Here is an 18,206-nt window from a genome sequence, read left to right as displayed (position 1 = left end):
GTTCGGTCCACAGTCCGAGGGCGGATCTAACGTCAACTCGACCGTCGACACGGCGCCATCGGCCATTCCCTTGCCCGCCGGTGCGTGGCTGCTGTTGAGTGCACTTGGCGGTATGGGCGTGCTGCAATATCGCCGCCGCACGACTGTCTGAGTCTCGGTGCCATTACAAGGCGTCATATGCAAAAGGCCGCCCATGGTGGCCTTTTTTCATATTCAGGCCGACAGCTGACAGGCTCGGTCAGTAATAATAGTGATAATACCCGTCGCCATCGCTGACATAGCGGCACTTGTTCAGCACGATCCCCATCACGTTGGTCAGCTCCGACACCTGCCGTTCGGCCTGGTCGATATGGCTTGTCGCGGTGGATTCGGCGGCGGCGATGATCAGCGCGCAATCGACATTCTGCAGAAAGGCGATGTTGTCGTCGCTGGCATTGAGCGGCGAGATGTCGAAGAACAGAAGGTCGGGGGCGTAGTCCCGCTCGATCCCGTCGATCCCCTCGCGGGCCTCGCGGCTCAGCAGCAGTTCCGACGGGCGCGAGGCATGGCGGGCGTTGAGGCCGAAGGCCACGCGTTCGCCCAATCGCATCCCGTGATCGGCAAAGCGGACCCGGCCCTCCAGCACATCGGGCATGGAATGCTCGACCGTCTGCCCCAGCACCTTGTGCAGGTTCGGCCGGCGCAGGTCGAGATCGATGCACATTATCCGCATGTCGCGCTGGCGCTCGAAACTGAAGGCGAGATTGGCCAGCGTGGTGCTCTTGCCGGCCGCCGGATCGGGCGAGACGATCGCGATCCGGCGCCAGCCATTGGTCTGGGCCTGGTACATGATCTTGGTGCGCAGAAGGTCGTAGGGCGTCGCCTCATGCCCGCTTTCGACCGCGACCACCCGGTTGCGCTTGAGCAGCTCGACATCGCGCCGGATCGGCGCCAGCGCCTGCCAGCCCTCGTCGACGCGGGCCTCGGGCGCCGCAGGGGCCGCGTGATCGGTTCGCGTGGCGCTGCCCTGCTGGCGTTCGGCGCGCGCCTTGGCCAGCGCTTCCTGAATACGTTCCATGTCACGCGCTCCCGAAAAAGCAGTTTCGTGTGAAAGGGCCCCGGCACACCGGGGCGGCCGGATCGCGCCGACCGGTCACAGGCGCACCCCGATCCGGTCCATGACCCTGTCGGCCAGCAGGTCGAGCGGCAGGTAATACATGTGCACCGCGTAGATCACCGCCGGCACCCCCACCAGGATCGCCACGTAGATGGTCCCCTTGATCAGGCGCCGGCCGACCACCTCGCCGCGGCTGTAGACATAGGGGATGGTGGCCAGCGGGCGCACCCCGATCCGGTTGATGATATCCTCCGACCGCCGGGCCGTGCGGTTGAGGAGCTCGAGCAGCACGACCAGCCCGATCCCCCCCGCGATCCCCAGCAGCGTGCCGCCCCCGGCGATCTTCATCCGGTCGGGCTTGGTCGGCCGGTTGGGGGTCGAGGGCGGCTCGATCACCGAGATGCGCGCGCCGCGCGACGCCGATTCGATCCGTTCACCGGTGCTGGCCCGGGCCAGACGGTCCACGGCGCTGTTGTATTGTTGCTCGATGTTGTTGTAGCTGCGCTCCAGCTCGTCGAGGGTGATGCTGTTGGCCGGCGTCTTCTCGAGCGTTTCCCGAAGCTCGTCCACCCGGTCTTGCGTGTCGTCGCGCTGCTGCTCCAGCAGCGTGATGCGGGTTTCGATCTCGCCCAGTTGCAGATCGAGCGTGGCCGACCCGCGCACCTGCTCCGCGCTCTCTTCCTCGGGCGCGTCGTCTTCCTCGGCGGCGCGCGCCTCCACGCGGTCCTCGAGCCGATCGATCCGGGCCTGCAGCATCGTCACCCGCGGGTTGCTCTCGGAATAGAGCGACAGCGCCTCGTCCAGCTCGGCGCGCATGTCCCTCAGGCGTCTCTGGTCCTCGCTCAGGGTCTCTCCGTCCCCCAACTGCCCGGTGGCCTCGAAGATCTGCTGGAGCCGGTCGGCCTGGTTGCGCAGCGAGGTGATCTCACGCTCGATCCGGCTGACCTCTTCCTCCCGGCTGGACAGCTGATTGCGGCGAAACTCGGCATCCTCGGGCAGGGCGTCGGCGTTCTCGGTCTTGAACTCCAGGATGCGGGCGCTCTCGGCATCGAGATCCTCGCCGAGCCGCGCCACCTCGTCCTGAAAATATTCCAGCGTGGACCCGGCCCGATCGCTGCGGAACGCGGCGCTCTCCTGCTCGATCAGGGTCAGATACTCGTTGAGCACCCCGGAGGTGACCGAGGCACGGCGCGCCTCGAAGCTCAGGGTCATGGTCGACGGCGCATCGCGTCCCCCGCCGGTCCGGACATTGGTGCGCGCGCGCATCCCGGCCACGATCTCGTCGGCGCTCATCTGGTCGATATCCTCGAAAACCCGCTGGCTGCGCGCCACGTCGAGCAGGTTGGAGCGGGTCATCAGCCGCTGCTGGATGATCTCGAGCTGCTCGCGCGCCTCGACATTCACCGTCGAGGAGGCCAGCTCGGTCGGAATCTGCGGACCTTCCATCAGCAGCCGGGTCTCGGCCTCGTAGGCCGGGGGCAGCGAGACGGCGACGATCACCGCGACGGCCGAGACCACCACCGAAACCAGCAGGAAATAATGCAGACGCCGAAGGAACAGCGAAAAGTAGTATTTCAGGTCAATCATGCTCATGGCGCGTCGCTTTCTTCAGCGGTCCTGACGGCGGCGAAAAACAGCCCGTCCTCCAGAACGCTTTGCAGGGTCTCTTCGGTCACGCAGGTCTGATCGTTACTCCAGGCATAGACCATGGCGATATCGCAAAGCTGGTTGACCAGCCGCGGCACCCCCTCGGTCTGCACGAAAACCATCCGGCAGGCGGCCTCGGTGAATTCGTCGCCCGTTCCGCCCACGGCACGCAGCCGGTGACGAATATACCCCGCCACGGTCTCGGCATCCATGGCCGGGATGTGAAAGCTTGCCGTCACCCGTTGGGCCAGCTGCTTCATCTGCGGGCTGCGGATCACGTCGCGCAGTTCGGGCTGCCCTACGAGGATCAGCTGGATCAGCTCGTCCTTGTTGGCGTTGATGTTGGTAAGCATACGCAGCTCTTCCAGACCTTCGACCGACAGGTTCTGCGCCTCGTCGAAGATCAGAACGACGCGCCGTTCAGCGGCATATTCGGCGATCAGGAAATCCTGCAGGATCTGGAATTTCTGAACGTAGTTCGCCTCGTTCGATACCTCGACCGACAGCGCGTTGAGCACCCATTGCAAAAGCTCGCCGCGCCCGCCTTGCGCGTTGGAGATCAGTCCGACGGTGATCGTGTCATCGGTATTGGCCAGCAGGTGCTGCACCAGCGTCGTCTTGCCCGACCCGATCTCGCCGGTGATCACGGTGATCGGGGCGCGCGAGAAGATACCGTAATCGAGGATCGTGTAGGCGTTGCGATGCGCCTTGGACCAGTAGAGAAATGCCGGATCGGGCAGCAGCGTGAAGGGACGCTCGGACAGGCCGAAATGATCTGCGTAAAGTGTCTCCGGTTTCATGTGGGTCTTTCAAATGAAAACTGCACCCGGGCGAGAACTCCGAAACATCCGGAAAATGAAGCGGACATATACGCATACGTGTCGCGACAGGGCATATGACCCGGTCCCTTCGTGTCATGTGCCCGTTAAAGGTTGATTATGCAACAGCAGAATCCCGTAGTCCGGTTGCCGGTCGGGCACCTGTCCGAAGACCTTCGGGACGCCCGGGCGGGGCCCCGCGCCATCGGCGCCGGGTGTCCGAAGCGAATCGCGCGGCTCCGCCCTGGACGGGGTCGGCCCCGTCACCGTGCCACCCGCATCTTGTCCTGTTTCGGCCGCGGCGTCGCGCCGCGCGTTCCGACGAAGTACCTAAAAATGAAGCAACCCGGACAGGGATCCGCTTTGTTTCGAGTTTGATATCAAATTAATCTTGTTTCGAGGCAACTTCTAATTGTTTGTTGCATTAAGGGGGTAAGCACGTGTTATGTGCGGCACCAAGAGCGGTCTCGCTGACCTGCATTTTGAATGCTCATGCATTGTGAATACGTGTTTTTGGTACGAAAACTGAGGGTAAAGAATGGCATTCCAGGATTATTCGCAAGCCCGGTATTCGAAGGCCCCTCCGGAACGCAACGTCACCCGTCGCAAGGCGCCGCTGCGGCGGCCCGCGCTCTATCGTACCGGGTTCAAGCGTGCGCTCGACATCATGCTGGTGCTGGCCAGCCTGCCGGTCACGCTGCCGATCGCGCTGATGCTGATGGGGCTTGTCGCGCTTGACGGGCACAGCCCGATCTACCGCCAGAAGCGCATCGGGCGCGGCGGTCGTGTCTTTCACATCGTCAAGATCCGCACCATGGTGCCGGGGGCCGATGCCCTGCTCGAACAATGTCTCGAGGCCGATCCCGAGGCGCGCCGCGAATGGGACGAGACGCAAAAGCTGAAATCCGACCCGCGCATCACGCCGATCGGCGGGGCGCTGCGCAAATGTTCGCTCGACGAGGTGCCGCAACTGTGGAACGTTCTGAAGGGCGACATGTCGCTGGTCGGACCGCGTCCCATGATGGTCGACCAGCAAGCACTCTACCCGGGGACCGCCTATTTCGATCTGCGTCCCGGCATCACCGGTCTCTGGCAGGTCTCGGATCGCAACGATTCGAGCTTTGCCGCGCGCGCGGGCTTCGACACCCGTTATCTCGCGTCGCTGTCGCTGTCGCTCGACCTCGCCATCCTGTTCCGCACCGTCGTGGTGGTGCTGCGCGGCACCGGACACTGAACGTAACGCAGGGAGAGGGGCGTATCGCGGCCCGCCTGCCTGACATATGGTCCCGTGACGCACCGGGGATGTTTTTTCGTGCCGGTCCGTGTCATACCGTGTTAAGCTGACTTGGGTATTTACGATTGGCGCAGGTCCGGGGCCTGCGCAGGACATGCAGGACGAGTGACACGATGAAAACGACCTTTCTGGCGCTTGCCACCGCGGGGCTTCTGTCCTTTTGCGACACTGCCGAGGAGCGGGCCGAGGCCCGCTACCAGTCCGGGCTGGAGCTGCTCGAGGACGGCGATGTCGACCGCGCCCTGATCGAGTTCCGCAACGTCTTCCGGCTCGACGGGACGCATCGCGAGGCACGGCGGCACTATGCCGAGGCCGTGCATGCGCGCGGCAACCTGCGCGAGGCGTATGGCCAGTATCGCCGGCTGGTCGAGCAATATCCCGACAGCCTGGCCGGGCAGCGCGGCCTGGCCGAGCTGGCGCTGGAATTCGACGACTGGGATGCGGCCCGCCGCCACGGAGAGGCCGCGGCCGAACTCGACCCTGACGATCCGCTGGTGCAGGCCGTCAACGCGACCGTTTCCTACCGCGACGCGCTGTCGGAGGATGACGAGGACGAGACGGCCCGGCGCGAGGCGGTGACAAAGGCGCAGGCGCTGGTCGAGGACAATCCCGACCTGATGGTCGCGCGCCGGGTCGTGATCGACGATCTCATCCGCAACGAGGACTGGAGCGCGGCGCTGTCGGCGATCGACGCGGCGCTCGCGCGCGATCCGGAGGATCGGCAGCTTTACACGATCCGTCTCGGCGTGCTCAACCAGCTGGGCGAGCAGCGCGAGATCCGCGCGCAGCTCGAGGACATGATCGAGCGGTTCCCCGACGATCCCAACGTGCCCAACATCCTGGTGCGCTGGTACCTGTCGCAGGGCGAAGCCGAGACCGCCGAGGCGTTTCTCAAGGAGCGCGCCGATGACGCCGCCGCGCAACCCGCCGATGACGGCGATGCCGATATCGACGCCATCACCACCTATATCCGGTTTCTCACCGATGTGCGCGACCTCGAGACCGCGCTGGACGAGCTCGGGCGCCTTCTCGAGGCCGATCCCCCCGAAGCCATGCGCCTGAGGGCCCTGCGCGCCGGGCTGCGGTTCGACCTTGGCGATCGCGAGACGGCCGTCACCGAAATGGAAGACCTGATCGACGGCATGGAGCGGTCGGGCGAGCGGCGCGACGTCATGACGATGCTGGCCCGGATGCTGGACACGATGGGCAACAACGTGGGCGCGCGCGCGCTGGTCGAACAGGTGCTCGAAGAGGACGGGCAGGAGCCCGACGCGCTCAAGCTGCGCGCCGGCTGGCTGATCGACGATGACCGCATCGACGAGGCGATCGTCACGTTGCGCTCGGCGCTTGGCGAGGCGCCCGAGGATGCCGAGGCGATGACCCTGATGGCCCGTGCGCAGGAGCGCGCCGGCAATCGCGACCTGATGGCCGACATGCTGAGCCGGGCCGTCGAGGCCTCGGGCAACGCGCCCGAGGAAACCCTGCGCTATGCCCGCCACCTGATCTCGCAAGACAACCTGCGCAGCGCCGAATCCGCGCTGATCACCGCGCTGCGCCTGACCCCGGGTCATGTCGGCCTGCTGGAAGCCCTGGGCGAGGTCTATGTGACCCAGGCGGACTGGCCGCGCGTGACCCAGGTGATCGAGACGCTGAGAGGCCAGGGCGATGACCGGGCCGAGCGTATCGCCAACGAGCTCAATGCGCGCCAGCTTGCCGCCCAGGACCGCGAGGACGAGCTCATGAGCTTTCTCGACACGCTGGCCGGCGAGGGCGACCGCGGCCTCGGGGCGGCGGCGACGATCGTGCGCAGCCGTCTCGCGCAGGGTGATGAGGAGGGCGCGCGGGACTATGCGCGCGAGACGCTTGAGGCCAATCCCGACAGCATTGATGCTCGTTTCCTGATGGCCTCGGTCGAGGCGGTGACGGGCGAGGTCGAGGCCGCCCGGACGGCGCTGCGCGAGCTGACCGAAGAGGCCCCCGACGACCAGCGCCTCTGGCTGGCGCTCTACAACATCCACGCCGCGCAGGATGACGAGGACGCGGCGCGCGAGGTGCTGCGCGACGGGATCGAGGCGATGCCCGACAACCTGCGGCTCAACTGGGTTCTGGCTGGCCTTCTGGAACGCGATGGCGACATCGAGGGCGCGATCGAGATCTACGAGCGGCTTTACAACGCCGATTCCGACAACCTGGTCATCGCCAACAACCTCGCAAGCCTGCTGGCGACCGGGCGCGAGGAAACCCAGGATCTCGACCGGGCGCACCAGATAGCGCGCCGCCTGCGCGGCCGCGACGTGCCGGCCTTCCAGGACACCTATGGCTGGATCGCCTTCCGCCGCGGCGAGCTCGACACGGCACGCACCGCGCTGGAATCCGCCGCCGAGGGCCTGCCGGACGAGCCATCGGTGCAGTATCACCTGGCGCGCACCTATGACGAGCTGGACCGCGACGCCGACGCGCTGGAGCGCTACCGCCGCGTGGTCGAGATCACCGGCGACGGCACGCCCCCCGATTTCCTGCCCGAGGTCGAGGACGCGATCGCGCGGCTCGAGGCCGGAGCGGAGGACGACGGCGAAGACGCGGACGAGAACGGCGAAGATACCGGGAACTGATCCGCCCGTCTGCCTGCCCTGTGTTCCGATCTGCTGCAAATCCGCCGCAGCGGCGGGATTTGTTGTATTCGGATGTTTCACGCCCCGGCCGGATGCCATAGCATCTCGTTAAAAATCAGGCATAGATCCATACGGGGGCAGAAGACGACGATGATCAGATTTCTGATGACGGTTCTTTTCATGGCCGGGCTGGCCGGCGCGGCCAGCGCGCAAAGCAGCTACAGCATCCAGCCCGGTGACGTGTTGCAGATCGAGGTGCTGGAGGATCCCGATCTGGGGCGCGACGTCCTGGTGCTGCCCGACGGCTCGATCAGCTTTCCGCTGGCCGGAACGGTGCGCGCCGGCGGGCGCACCGTCGACGGCGTGGCAAGCACCATCACCTCGCGGCTCGCCGACGATTTCGCGGTCGAGCCGACGGTGCTGGTCTCGGTGGCCTCTCTCGGCGAGGGCGAGAGCGACCTGATCGATATCTACATCATGGGCGAGGCGAACGAGCCCGGGCTGCGCGAGGTCGAACCCGGCATCACGCTGTTGCAGTTTCTCGCCGCATCGGGCGGATTGTCGCGCTTTGCCGCCGAGAAACGCATCCAGCTGCGCCGCATCGACCCGCAAACCGGGCAGGAGCGCGTCTACCGCTTCAATTATCGCACCATGGGGGGCGACGACAGCATCAGGGGCACGACGGTCCTGGCCCCGGGCGACGTGATCGTCGTCCCGGAGCGGCGTCTCTTCGAATAAGGCGGGCCCGGTGAAACGTGCATATGTCCTGGCCGCCGGTACCGGGGTCCTCGCCGTGCTCGGCCTCGGGGTCATGCCCCTGCTCGCCCAGCAAGGCAGCAGCCCCGAGGAGGGCGGACAGGTCCTGACCTTCGGGATCGCCTCCACCCTCAGCGCCACCGACAATTACGACCTGCGCCCGGATGACGCGGAAAGTGCCGAGCTTTTCGACACGGAGCTGTCTCTGGGGTACCGCAACCGCCGCGCCAATGACACGCTCAGCCTCGATCTGTCGGGGGTGCTGCGCGCCATCGAGCCGCCGCGCGGCGCCAACACGGTCGATGACCGCTCCGCCCGGGTCGGCTACCAGCGGCAGGGGGTGAACAGCGCGCTCAGCTTCGGAGCCAATTACAGCTTCTCGTCGGTGGACGCACGCGACCCCTTCGACCGGGGGCGGCGATTCGGCGAAGACGATCCGTTCGAAGAGGATGAGGATCTCGACGAGGATCTGCTGGACGAGACCGACCTCACGCAGGACCGCGGCGACCGCGAGGATATCGGCGCGCGCTTCCGCTTCGAGACCGGGCTCAACGATCCGCTGGGGGTCGTGCTGACGGCCGATTACAACGAGCGCAGCTTCACCGACACCACCGATCCGGATCTTTTCGACAGCGAGGTCTTCAACCTGTCGGGGACCACCCGCCTGACCCTCAGCCCGGTCACCGAGACGCGCCTGGTGCTGCGCTACCGCGATTACAGCGCCGACGACACCGAACGGACCGACCGGCAGACCAGCAGCGTCAACCTCGGGCTCACGCAGGCGCTGTCGCAGGTCGACACGCTCGATGTCTCGCTCGGGTTCCAGCGGATCGAGACCGAAGAGACCATCGGCACGATACGGCAATCCGACTCTGAGACCGGCGTGATCGGCGATCTCGCGCTGACCCGCGAACTGACGCGGGGCACGATCGGCACGACCTTCAATCTCAACGAAAGCGAGAACGGCCGCACCGCCACCCTGCGGGTCAACCGCGCGCTGCCGCTGCCGCGCGGGTCGATCTCGTTCAGCCTCGGGGCGACCAGCAATGTCGAGGACACTCTCGTGCCGGTGGGCAGCCTGAATTTCACCCACCAGATGCGGCGCAGCACCCTGACCGCCTCGCTCCAGCGGCAGGTCCGGACCAGCGACCGCTCCAACGAGCTGCGCACCACGAGCGCCTCGGTCGGCTATGATTACGAGATCAATTCCATCTCGGGCATCGGGCTCTCGGCCAATTTCGCCGAGGTGGCCGGCTCCGGCGGCCCGGCGGTCGACGACACCACCCGCGCCGATCTGCGGGCCACCTACCGCCGGGATCTGACCCGCGACTGGCAGCTCTCGACGGGCTACGAATACCGCATCCGCGAGGAGAGCGATATCGGCGAGGCCACCTCCAACCGGGTCTTCCTGACGCTGCAGCGGAATTTCGCGGTGCGCCCATAATCCGCGCATATCCCGACCACCCTGCACAGCCCGGCCCCGGGGCCGTGGCTGTCGCACCGGCCGGTCGGGTCTTGATGGCTGGCCCTGTCAGACGCTTGCTGCTATGGGAAAATCGCGGGGCCGAAAGCCCGGGTGTTGTCTCGACGAGGAGCAGTGTGCCTTGACAGTAGAACCTCGCGAGACCCTCGTCGTCGATCTCGACGGGACGCTCTTGCGCAGCGACATGCTGTTCGAGAGTTTCTGGTCCGCCCTTGGCCGGGACTGGCGCAGTCCGCTGCGGTCGGCCGCCGCCCTGTCGCGGGGGCGCGCCGCGCTCAAGCGGCATCTGGCACAGGCCGGCCATGTCGAGGTCGCGACCCTTCCCTATGACGCCGAGGTCATCGCCTTCATCGAGACATGGCGCGACGCGGGCGGGCGCACCGCGCTCGTGACAGCCAGCGATCACGCGCTGGCCGAGGCGGTCGGGGCGCATCTCGGGCTCTTCGACGAGATCCACGGATCCGACGGCCGGTCGAATCTCAAGGCGGACCGGAAGGGCCGGTTTCTGGAGGATCGCTTCGGCCGCAAGGGCTTTGCCTACATGGGCGATGCCGCGGCCGATCTGCCCGTCTGGAAACGCGCCGCGAGGGCCATCACGGTCAACGCACCCGCACGCCTGCGCCGCGACGCCGAGCGCGTCTGCGATGCGGTCGACCATCTCGGCACCGGGACACGGTCGGTGACGCCCTATCTCAAGGCAATGCGGCCGCATCAGTGGCTGAAGAACATGCTGGTGTTCCTGCCGGTGCTGGCGGCGCATCAGCTTCACGCGCAGCCGCTCCTGTCGGCCTTGCTGGCCTTTGTCGCCTTCAGCCTGGTGGCCTCGAGCGTCTATGTGCTGAACGATCTGCTCGATCTTGCCGCCGACCGGGCGCATCCGCGCAAGCGGGACCGCCCCTTCGCCTCGGGCAGCATCCCGATCGCGCATGGCACCTGGATGGCGGCAGGGCTGCTTGTCATCGGGGCGCTCTTCGCCACCGTCATCGGCGGGGAGTTCCTGCTGGTCATGCTGGGATATTACCTGCTGACCACCGCCTATTCGCTGCATCTCAAGCGCCGGATCGTGGTCGATATCTGCGTGCTGGCGGGGCTCTACACGATCCGGATCGTCGCCGGCGGCGTGGCCACCGGCCTTCCGCTGTCGGTCTGGCTGCTGGCCTTTTCGGTGTTTTTCTTCCTGTCTCTGGCGGCGGTCAAGCGCCAGGCCGAGCTGATCGACAGCGCCGCGCGCGGCAATCTCGAGGCCAGCGGCCGGGGCTATCATGTCGACGATCTGCCGATCATCTCGATGGTGGCGATCGGGGCCGGCTATGTCTCGGTGCTGGTGATGACGCTTTACGTGAACACGCCCGCGGTCATGACCCTCTACCCGCGACCAGAGGCGCTCTGGGGGGTCTGCGCCGTCCTGCTCTACTGGATCACCCGCACCGTGCTGATCACGCATCGCGGGCAGATGCATGATGATCCGGTCGTCTACGCGGCCCGCGATCGCATCAGCCGGGTCTGTTTCGTGATCATCCTGGGCTTTGTCGTGGCCGGGGCGGTGGCATGACCTTTCGGACGCTCGTCCTGCGTTACGCGGCCTTTGCCGTCATCGCCACGGTGGCCAACCTTGCCGCGCAACGCCTCGTTCTGCAGCTGGGGGATACCGGGGGCCATTTCGCCCTGGCCGTCGGCGCGGGCACCATCGTCGGGCTCGTCACCAAGTACCTGCTCGACAAGCGCTGGATCTTTCTGGACGTCGAGACCGGCGTGAAAAGCCACGGTCGCAAGTTCTCGCTCTATACCGCCATGGGGGTCGTCACCACGGCGATCTTCTGGGGCACGGAAACCGCCTTCTGGCTGATCTGGCAGACCGATCTCATGCGCGAACTCGGCGCCGTCCTGGGGCTGAGCGTTGGCTATGTCGTGAAATACAATCTCGACCGGCGGTTCGTGTTCACCGATCCCCGGCTGGCGGAAACCACATGAGGATCGCGGGCTGGGGCCGGTATCCGCAGATGGACGCGCGTGTGCTGGCGCCGCGCAGCGTGGACGCGCTGCGCGCGCTGGTCGCCTCGGCGCCGCATCTCATCGCCCGCGGCAATGGCCGGGCCTATGGCGACAGCGCCATAAACCGCGATGCGACCATCCGGATGCGCCATTTCGACCACATGATCGCCTTCGATCCGGCCACCGGACAGCTGGTGGCCGAGGCGGGCGTCCTGCTGGGCGACATCATCGCCGCGTTCCTGCCGCGCGGCTGGTTTCCCATGGTCTCGCCGGGCACCAAGTTCGTCACCCTCGGCGGCGCCATCGCCGCGGATGTGCATGGCAAGAACCATCACAAGGATGGCAGCTTTCGGTCTTGCGTCGACTGGGTCGAGATCATGGGCCCCGATGGGGAGATCAGCCGCTGTTCATGGGATGACGACCCGGTGCTCTTCGATCACACGCTCGGCGGCATGGGCCTGACGGGGATCATCCTGCGCGCTGCGATCCGGCTGCGCCCGGTCGAGACCGCGTGGATCCGGCAGACCACCCGTGCCGCGCCGAACCTGCGGGCCGCGATGGCCGCCTTCGAGGCGGCGCAGGACGCGACCTATTCGGTGGCCTGGATCGATTGCCTCGGCACCGGGGCGCGGCTCGGCCGGTCGCTGGTGATGCTTGGCGAACATGCCTGCCGCGCGGATCTGCCCCCGGACCGCGCCGGCACGCCATTCGCCGTCAAACCCAAGCGCAAGCGGACCATCCCGTTCGACTTCCCCTCCGTCACGCTCAACACCTACACGCTGCGCGCCTTCAACGCGCTCTATTACTGGAAAGGCGCGCGCAAGACCGGCCCGCGGCTGGTAGACTGGGACAGCTACTTCTACCCGCTCGACGCGATCCTCGGCTGGAACCGCATCTACGGGCGCAAGGGGTTCGCGCAATTCCAGTGCGTCCTGCCGCTCGATCGCGCCGAGGCGGGGCTCGAGGCCCTGCTCGCCGAGATCGCCCGGGCCGGGTCGGGCTCGTTCCTTGCCGTTCTCAAGCGCTTCGGCAAACAGGAGAGCGCATTCTCCTTCCCGATGGAGGGCTACACGCTGGCGCTCGACTTTCCAGTCAATCCCGGGACGCTCGCCCTGCTCGAGCGGCTGGACCGGATCACGCTCGACCATGGCGGCCGCTTCTACCTGGCGAAAGACAGCCGGATGAGCGCCGCGACGCTGCGCGCCTCGGATGGCCGCGTCGATGATTTTCACTCCCTGCGCGACACCCGCGGCCTCACGGCGCGGTTCCGGTCGGCACAGGCGGAAAGGCTCGAATTATGACCAGATCCCCGGTTCTCATCCTCGGCGCACGATCGGATATCGGCCAGGCCGTGGCCCGCGCCTTTGCCGCGCTCGGTCATCCGGTGCAGCTGGCCGCGCGCAACAGCGACACGCTGGCTGACGACAAGAGCGATATCGAGCTGCGCCACGCCGTGCCCGTCACGCTGCACGAGTTCGACGCGTTGGCCCCGGACACTCATGACGCCTTCGTCGCGGGGCTGCCGGAACTGCCGCAGACAGCGGTCTGCGCGGTCGGCCTGATGGGCGCGCAGCGCGAGAACGAGACGGACATGGACGCGGCGGCCCGCGTGATGCGCAGCAATTACGAGGGCCCCGCCCGCATCCTTGCGGTGCTCGCCAACCGGTTCGAGGCGCGCGGCAGCGGCACCCTTGTCGGCATCAGCTCGGTGGCGGGCGAGCGTGGCCGGGCCACGAACTATGTCTACGGATCGGCCAAGGCCGGGTTCACGGCGTTCCTGTCGGGCCTGCGCAACCGTCTTGCCGGGCGCGGCGTGCATGTCGTGACCGTCCTGCCGGGATTCGTGGCCACGCGCATGACCGAGGGCATGGACCTGCCGGACCGCCTGACCGCCCAGCCGGATGAGGTGGCCGGCGCCATCACACGCGCCGTCGAGCGCAGGAAGAACGTGATCCATGTGCGCCCCATCTGGGCGGTCATCATGGCAATCATCCGCAATATTCCCGAACCCATCTTCAAGAAGATGAAACTGTAGTCACGGTTGGCGCGCGCGGTTTCCCCGCGATACGCGGTGACTTGTCAATGCCCGGGCTTTGCGGCAGGACAACGATCATGACCGGCCAGACGCCCTCGCGTGATTACCTGATCGTCTCGCCCGCGCGCGACGAGGCGGCGTATATGCGCCGGACGCTCGACAGTGTGATCGCCCAGACGGTGCGGCCGGCGCGCTGGATCATCGTCGATGACGGCTCGACCGACGCGAGCCCCGAGATTCTCGCCGAGTATGCCGCGCGGCATGACTGGATCACCGTGATCCGGCGCGAGGATCGCGGGCGCCGCGTCGTGGGCCCCGGCGTGATCGAGGCGTTCTATGCCGGGCTCGACACCGTGGCGCTCGAGGATTTCACCTATCTGTGCAAGCTCGATCTCGATCTCGATCTGCCGCCGCGCTATTTCGAGACCCTGATCGCGCGCATGGAGGCCGATCCGCGCATCGGCACATGCTCGGGCAAGCCCTATGTGCGGCGGGCCGGCCGGCTGATATCCGAGCGCCGCGGCGACGAGATGTCGGTCGGCATGACGAAATTCTACCGCTGCAGCTGTTTCAAGGCGATCGGGGGTTTCGTCCGGGGGGTCATGTGGGACGCCATCGACAGCCACAAGGCCCGCCAGATGGGCTGGAGGGCCGTGAGCTGGGATCACCCGGACCTCAACTTCGAGCATCTGCGCCCCATGGGATCCTCGCATCTGTCGATCTGGGAGGGGCGCCGCCGTCATGGCGCCGGGCAATGGTACATGGGGTCCGATCCGCTTTACTATGCCGCGACCTGTCTTTTCCGCATGGCCGAGCCGCCTTACGTACTGGGTGGGCTGGCCATGGCGCAGGGCTATGTCGGAGCCTGGTGGCGCGGCGCGGCACAACACGAGGATGCCGAACTGCGCGCCTTCATCCGCGCCTATCAGCGCGCGGCCCTGCTGCGCGGCAAGGCACGCACGATCGCCCGGATCGAGGCCGAGCGCGCCGATGCTTGGGCCGCGGGTTGACAGGCCGCCGACAATCCGCGGCACGGACCGGGCCTGCCGGGACATCTGCCCGGACCCTCCCTTGCACCCGAGGGTTTTCCCCCTCCAATCCTGTGATAGGGTGTTTCATGGGTTGGATATGGAAGGCTTGGCCCTTGCCGTTTGAATCGACATGTCACTCCCGAGGCCCGGACATGTGCCGGTTACCGCAAACGCATCGGATCACGCAGGGCGCGACCATGGATCGATGCAACGCCCCGCCCTTTCGCGTGACAGCTCCCACACCGTGACAAGGTCCGCCTGAGCGATGATACCCCCGCTTTTCGCCCTCTTCAGCTGGCCCGTCATCGGTCTTGTGCTCTTTCGCAAGCTGCGCCTGCCGCTGGCCGTGCTGGTCACCCTCATCGGCGGGTTTCTTCTTCTGCCGGACCGGGGCGGGCTCAATATCCCGGTGCTGCCAAGCTTCGACAAGCATTCGATCCCTGCCCTGACGGCGCTTGTCCTGGCGCTGATCCTGGCCGGCCGCGACACCTCCGGGACGCGTCCCGAGGGCCTGATCCCGCGTCACCCGCTCGCCCTGGCGCTGCTCATCGTCATCCCGGCCGGGGCCGTGATGACCGCCCTGACCAATACGGACACGCTGCGCTACGGTCCGACCGTCCGACCGGGGACATCCCTTTATGACGCGGGCTCGATGGCCTCCGATGCCCTCATCATGATCCTGCCATTGCTGCTGGCGCGGCGCTATCTCGCGGATGCGGCCGCGCAAAGGCTGATCCTGCAGGTGTTGTGCATCGCCGCGCTTGGCTATTCCCTGCTGGTGCTGTTCGAGCTTCGGATGTCGCCACAGCTGAGCAACTGGGTCTACGGCTTTTTTCCACATGACTGGTTGCAGCATATGCGGGCTGGCGGCTGGCGCCCGGTCGTGTTCATGAAGCATGGTCTCGTTCTGGGCATTTTCCTGGCCCTGAGCGTGCTGGCGATCATCGCCTTGGCGCGGCTCGATCCGCCGCGCCGGAAACTCTGGACCTTCGGGGCAATCTGGCTTTTTGCAACGCTTGCCGTCTCGAACAACCTGGGGGCCCTGTTCATCGCGGTCGCCCTTCTGCCGGTGATCCTCTTCGCCGGCATCCGGGGCCAGTTGCTGGTCGCGGCGATCATCTGCGGACTGATCCTGGCCTATCCCGTGGCCCGGACCGGGCAGATCGTACCCTATGAGCGGGTCCTGCGACTCGCCGAAAGCGTGGATCCGAGCCGTGCGGCCTCGTTCCAGTTCCGTCTCGACCATGAGGAACAGCTGCTCGACAAGGCATCCGAGCGGCCGCTCTTCGGCTGGGGGGGCTGGGGCCGGCAGCGCGTCTACGACGACAGAGGGCGCAACATATCGGTGACGGACGGGGAATGGATCATCACGCTCGGCACCAATGGCTGGGTGGGATATGTGGCCCGCTTCGGCCTGCTGACCGCCCCGATCCTTCTCTTGCTGCTCCATCGTCGCCGCTACGAGATCGGGATGGAAACCTCGGCGCTGGCCATCGTCCTGGCCGCCAACCTGGTGGATCTGATCCCCAACAGCTCCAACACGCCGCTGACCTGGCTTCTGGCCGGTGCGCTCTGGGGGCGGCTGGAGCTGCAGGCGGCGGCCCGGACGCAGGACCAGAACGTCGAGGTGGCGCCGGCGGATGTGGGATATCGCCGCGGCGACCCGCCCGAGATGCCCGGGGACCCGCAGCCCGCCGCGCCCTCTGTCTCGACACCGGCGCAAAACCCCTATACGCGGCAGGTCAAACGCGTTTACCGCAAGGGACATGCCACCAGATGACCCGCCGGATCGCGATTTCGATCATCAATTACCGCACCGCCTCGATGACGGTCGATTGCGTGCGCTCGGTCCTGTCGGATATCGGCGATCTGGACGCCCATGTGGTCGTGGTGGACAATGCATCCGGGGATGGTTCTGCAGACCACATTGCCGGCTGGATCGCCGAACAGCCGGCCGGCACGCCCGTCACGCTGGTCCGATCGGCCAGCAATACCGGGTTCTCGGGCGGACATAACCAAGGCATGACGGCCGTCGCGGCGGATCACTACCTTCTGCTCAATTCCGATGCGCTGCTGCGGCCGGGCTTCTTGCGCACGGTTCTGTCTGCCGCGGAGGCCAACCCGCAGGCCGGCCTCATCGTCCCGCAGATCGAGACCGAGGAGGGCGCGGTGCAGGTCAACTGCTTCCGGTTCCACTCACCCCGGAGCGAGCTGATCCGCGGCGCGAATAGCGGCCCCGTCACGCGTCTGTTCCAGCGCCATGTCGTGGCCCTGCAACCGCCCGCAGACCCGGCCGCGATCGAATGGGCCAGCTTTGCCTGCATCCTTCTGCGCGCGCGCATGACAGCCGAAATCGGCCCGATGGACGAGGGGTATTTCCTCTATTTCGAGGATGCCGAGTATTGCCTGCGGGCGCGACGCGCCGGATGGGGCATCGTCCAGGAGCCGCGCGCCGTGGCGGTGCATTTCCGCGGCGGCAGCGGGCCGGTCAAGGCGCTGGAAAAGGCCCGCCACCGGCTGCCGCCCTATTTCTACAGCTCGCGCACGCGGTTCTTCCGGCAGGCGCATGGCCCGACGGGTCCGGTGCTGGCCAATCTCATGTGGACCGCGGGCCGGGGAATCGCGCAATTGCGCCGTCTGACCGGGCGCGACGTGCCCCCCGCGATCGAGGCCGAGGCGCGCGATATCTGGACCGGCACGCTGCAGCCCCTGAGCCCGCACCGGGCTCCGGAGGCGTGACATGGCGCTGCCCGATTTTCTCATCATCGGCGCGATGAAATGCGGCACCTCGACCCTGCAGGCGCAGCTGGCGCAGCAACCCGGCGTGTTCATGACCACGCCGAAGGAACCCAATTACTTTTCCGACGACCCGGTGTTTGCAAAGGGGCAGGCCTGGTATGAAGCGTTGTTCTCGGCCGCTGCGCCGGACGATCTGAAGGGCGAGGCAAGCACGCATTACACCAAGCTGCCCAGCTATCCCGAAACGCTCGACCGGATGCGCAGCATCCTGACCGCGCCGCGCCTGGTCTACATGATCCGCGATCCGATCGTGCGCGCCATCTCGCATTACATCCACGGCTGGAGCGAAGGCGAGTTCGGCCCCGACGCCACCGAGACGTTCCGCCGGACCCCCGAGATCGCGGATTATGGCTGCTACGGCATGCAGATCGCCCCTTATGTCGAGGCTTACGGCGCGGACCGGATCCTGCTGACCAGCCTCGAGCAGCTCAACGCGGATCCCGAGGCCGAATTCCGCCGCATCGGCGCCTTTCTGGGCCTGCCCGAAGATGCGGCCTGGATCCACGATCTGCCCGCGCAGAACGTGTCGGCCAGCCGGGTGCGACGGCTGCCCCTGCAGGGTCTGCTGATCGACAACCCGGTCGCGACCGCCCTGCGCCGGGCATTGGTGCCCAAATCCATCCGCAGCCGGGTGCGCGCGCAA

Annotated in this window: 16 protein-coding genes; 13 read left to right on the top strand and 3 right to left on the bottom strand. The window is 66.5% G+C overall.

Annotated features, from left to right (window positions below; all coding sequences use genetic code 11):
- The first annotated feature begins 70 nt into the window (after positions 1–70).
- On the top strand, positions 71–151 hold the full coding sequence (locus ACESL9_RS12855; protein ID WP_372674947.1) for a hypothetical protein: 81 nt from the start codon (positions 71–73) through the stop codon (positions 149–151).
- Positions 152–238: 87 nt separating this feature from the next.
- Here ACESL9_RS12855 and ACESL9_RS12850 read toward each other — a convergent pair whose 3' ends face one another.
- The 3 genes from ACESL9_RS12850 to ACESL9_RS12840 all read right to left on the bottom strand — a co-directional run bounded on the left by ACESL9_RS12850 (position 239) and on the right by ACESL9_RS12840 (position 3,543).
- Positions 239–1,057 (bottom strand): CpsD/CapB family tyrosine-protein kinase, encoded by an 819-nt coding sequence (locus tag ACESL9_RS12850; RefSeq protein WP_372674946.1) that lies wholly within the window; start codon positions 1,055–1,057, stop codon positions 239–241.
- A gap of 75 nt (positions 1,058–1,132) precedes the next feature.
- Positions 1,133–2,689, bottom strand: coding sequence for a GumC family protein (locus tag ACESL9_RS12845; protein ID WP_372674945.1), 1,557 nt, complete (start codon positions 2,687–2,689; stop codon positions 1,133–1,135).
- On the bottom strand, positions 2,686–3,543 hold the full coding sequence (locus ACESL9_RS12840) for an ExeA family protein (RefSeq protein WP_372674944.1): 858 nt from the start codon (positions 3,541–3,543) through the stop codon (positions 2,686–2,688). Before ACESL9_RS12840 ends, ACESL9_RS12845 begins: the two co-directional genes overlap by 4 nt.
- 556 nt (positions 3,544–4,099) lie before the next feature.
- Here ACESL9_RS12840 and ACESL9_RS12835 point away from each other — a divergent pair.
- The 12 genes from ACESL9_RS12835 to ACESL9_RS12780 all read left to right on the top strand — a co-directional run.
- Positions 4,100–4,795, top strand: a complete 696-nt coding sequence (locus ACESL9_RS12835; RefSeq protein WP_372674943.1) for a sugar transferase — start codon at positions 4,100–4,102, stop codon at positions 4,793–4,795.
- A 173-nt stretch (positions 4,796–4,968) separates the two neighbouring features.
- Entirely contained in the window at positions 4,969–7,467 is a 2,499-nt protein-coding gene (locus ACESL9_RS12830) for a tetratricopeptide repeat protein (protein ID WP_372674942.1), read from the top strand.
- Between the two features lie 150 nt (positions 7,468–7,617).
- Positions 7,618–8,205 carry a polysaccharide biosynthesis/export family protein gene (locus ACESL9_RS12825; RefSeq protein WP_372674941.1) on the top strand — a complete coding sequence of 196 codons (588 nt, stop codon included), beginning with the start codon at positions 7,618–7,620 and terminating at the stop codon, positions 8,203–8,205.
- A 10-nt stretch (positions 8,206–8,215) separates the two neighbouring features.
- Positions 8,216–9,667, top strand: a complete 1,452-nt coding sequence (locus ACESL9_RS12820; protein WP_372674940.1) for a hypothetical protein — start codon at positions 8,216–8,218, stop codon at positions 9,665–9,667.
- A 160-nt stretch (positions 9,668–9,827) separates the two neighbouring features.
- Positions 9,828–11,258: a UbiA family prenyltransferase gene (locus ACESL9_RS12815; protein WP_372674939.1), complete on the top strand. Its 1,431-nt coding sequence runs from the start codon at positions 9,828–9,830 to the stop codon at positions 11,256–11,258.
- Complete coding sequence (locus tag ACESL9_RS12810; RefSeq protein ID WP_372674938.1) at positions 11,255–11,677, top strand: GtrA family protein; 423 nt, start codon at positions 11,255–11,257, stop codon at positions 11,675–11,677. The genes ACESL9_RS12815 and ACESL9_RS12810 overlap by 4 nt, the downstream gene beginning before the upstream one ends.
- On the top strand, positions 11,674–12,999 hold the full coding sequence (locus tag ACESL9_RS12805; RefSeq protein WP_372674937.1) for an FAD-dependent oxidoreductase: 1,326 nt from the start codon (positions 11,674–11,676) through the stop codon (positions 12,997–12,999). The genes ACESL9_RS12810 and ACESL9_RS12805 overlap by 4 nt, the downstream gene beginning before the upstream one ends.
- Positions 12,996–13,733 carry an SDR family oxidoreductase gene (locus ACESL9_RS12800; protein ID WP_372674936.1) on the top strand — a complete coding sequence of 246 codons (738 nt, stop codon included), beginning with the start codon at positions 12,996–12,998 and terminating at the stop codon, positions 13,731–13,733. Before ACESL9_RS12805 ends, ACESL9_RS12800 begins: the two co-directional genes overlap by 4 nt.
- A gap of 77 nt (positions 13,734–13,810) precedes the next feature.
- Positions 13,811–14,743 carry a glycosyltransferase family 2 protein gene (locus ACESL9_RS12795; protein WP_372674935.1) on the top strand — a complete coding sequence of 311 codons (933 nt, stop codon included), beginning with the start codon at positions 13,811–13,813 and terminating at the stop codon, positions 14,741–14,743.
- A 286-nt stretch (positions 14,744–15,029) separates the two neighbouring features.
- A complete protein-coding gene (locus tag ACESL9_RS12790; RefSeq protein WP_372674934.1) occupies positions 15,030–16,544 on the top strand; it encodes a hypothetical protein in 1,515 nt (504 codons plus the stop codon).
- Positions 16,541–17,503 carry a glycosyltransferase family 2 protein gene (locus ACESL9_RS12785; RefSeq protein WP_372674933.1) on the top strand — a complete coding sequence of 321 codons (963 nt, stop codon included), beginning with the start codon at positions 16,541–16,543 and terminating at the stop codon, positions 17,501–17,503. The genes ACESL9_RS12790 and ACESL9_RS12785 overlap by 4 nt, the downstream gene beginning before the upstream one ends.
- Position 17,504: 1 nt before the next feature.
- Positions 17,505–18,206, top strand: a 702-nt coding sequence (locus ACESL9_RS12780) for a sulfotransferase family protein (protein WP_372674932.1), incomplete at its 3' end; no start/stop codon positions are given.

Origin of the sequence: Aquicoccus sp. (assembly GCF_041686535.1) — a bacterium.
GTDB lineage: Bacteria > Pseudomonadota > Alphaproteobacteria > Rhodobacterales > Rhodobacteraceae > Aquicoccus.
Note: the sequence above shows the minus strand (reverse complement) of the source record. Positions and strands in the feature narration are given on the sequence as shown.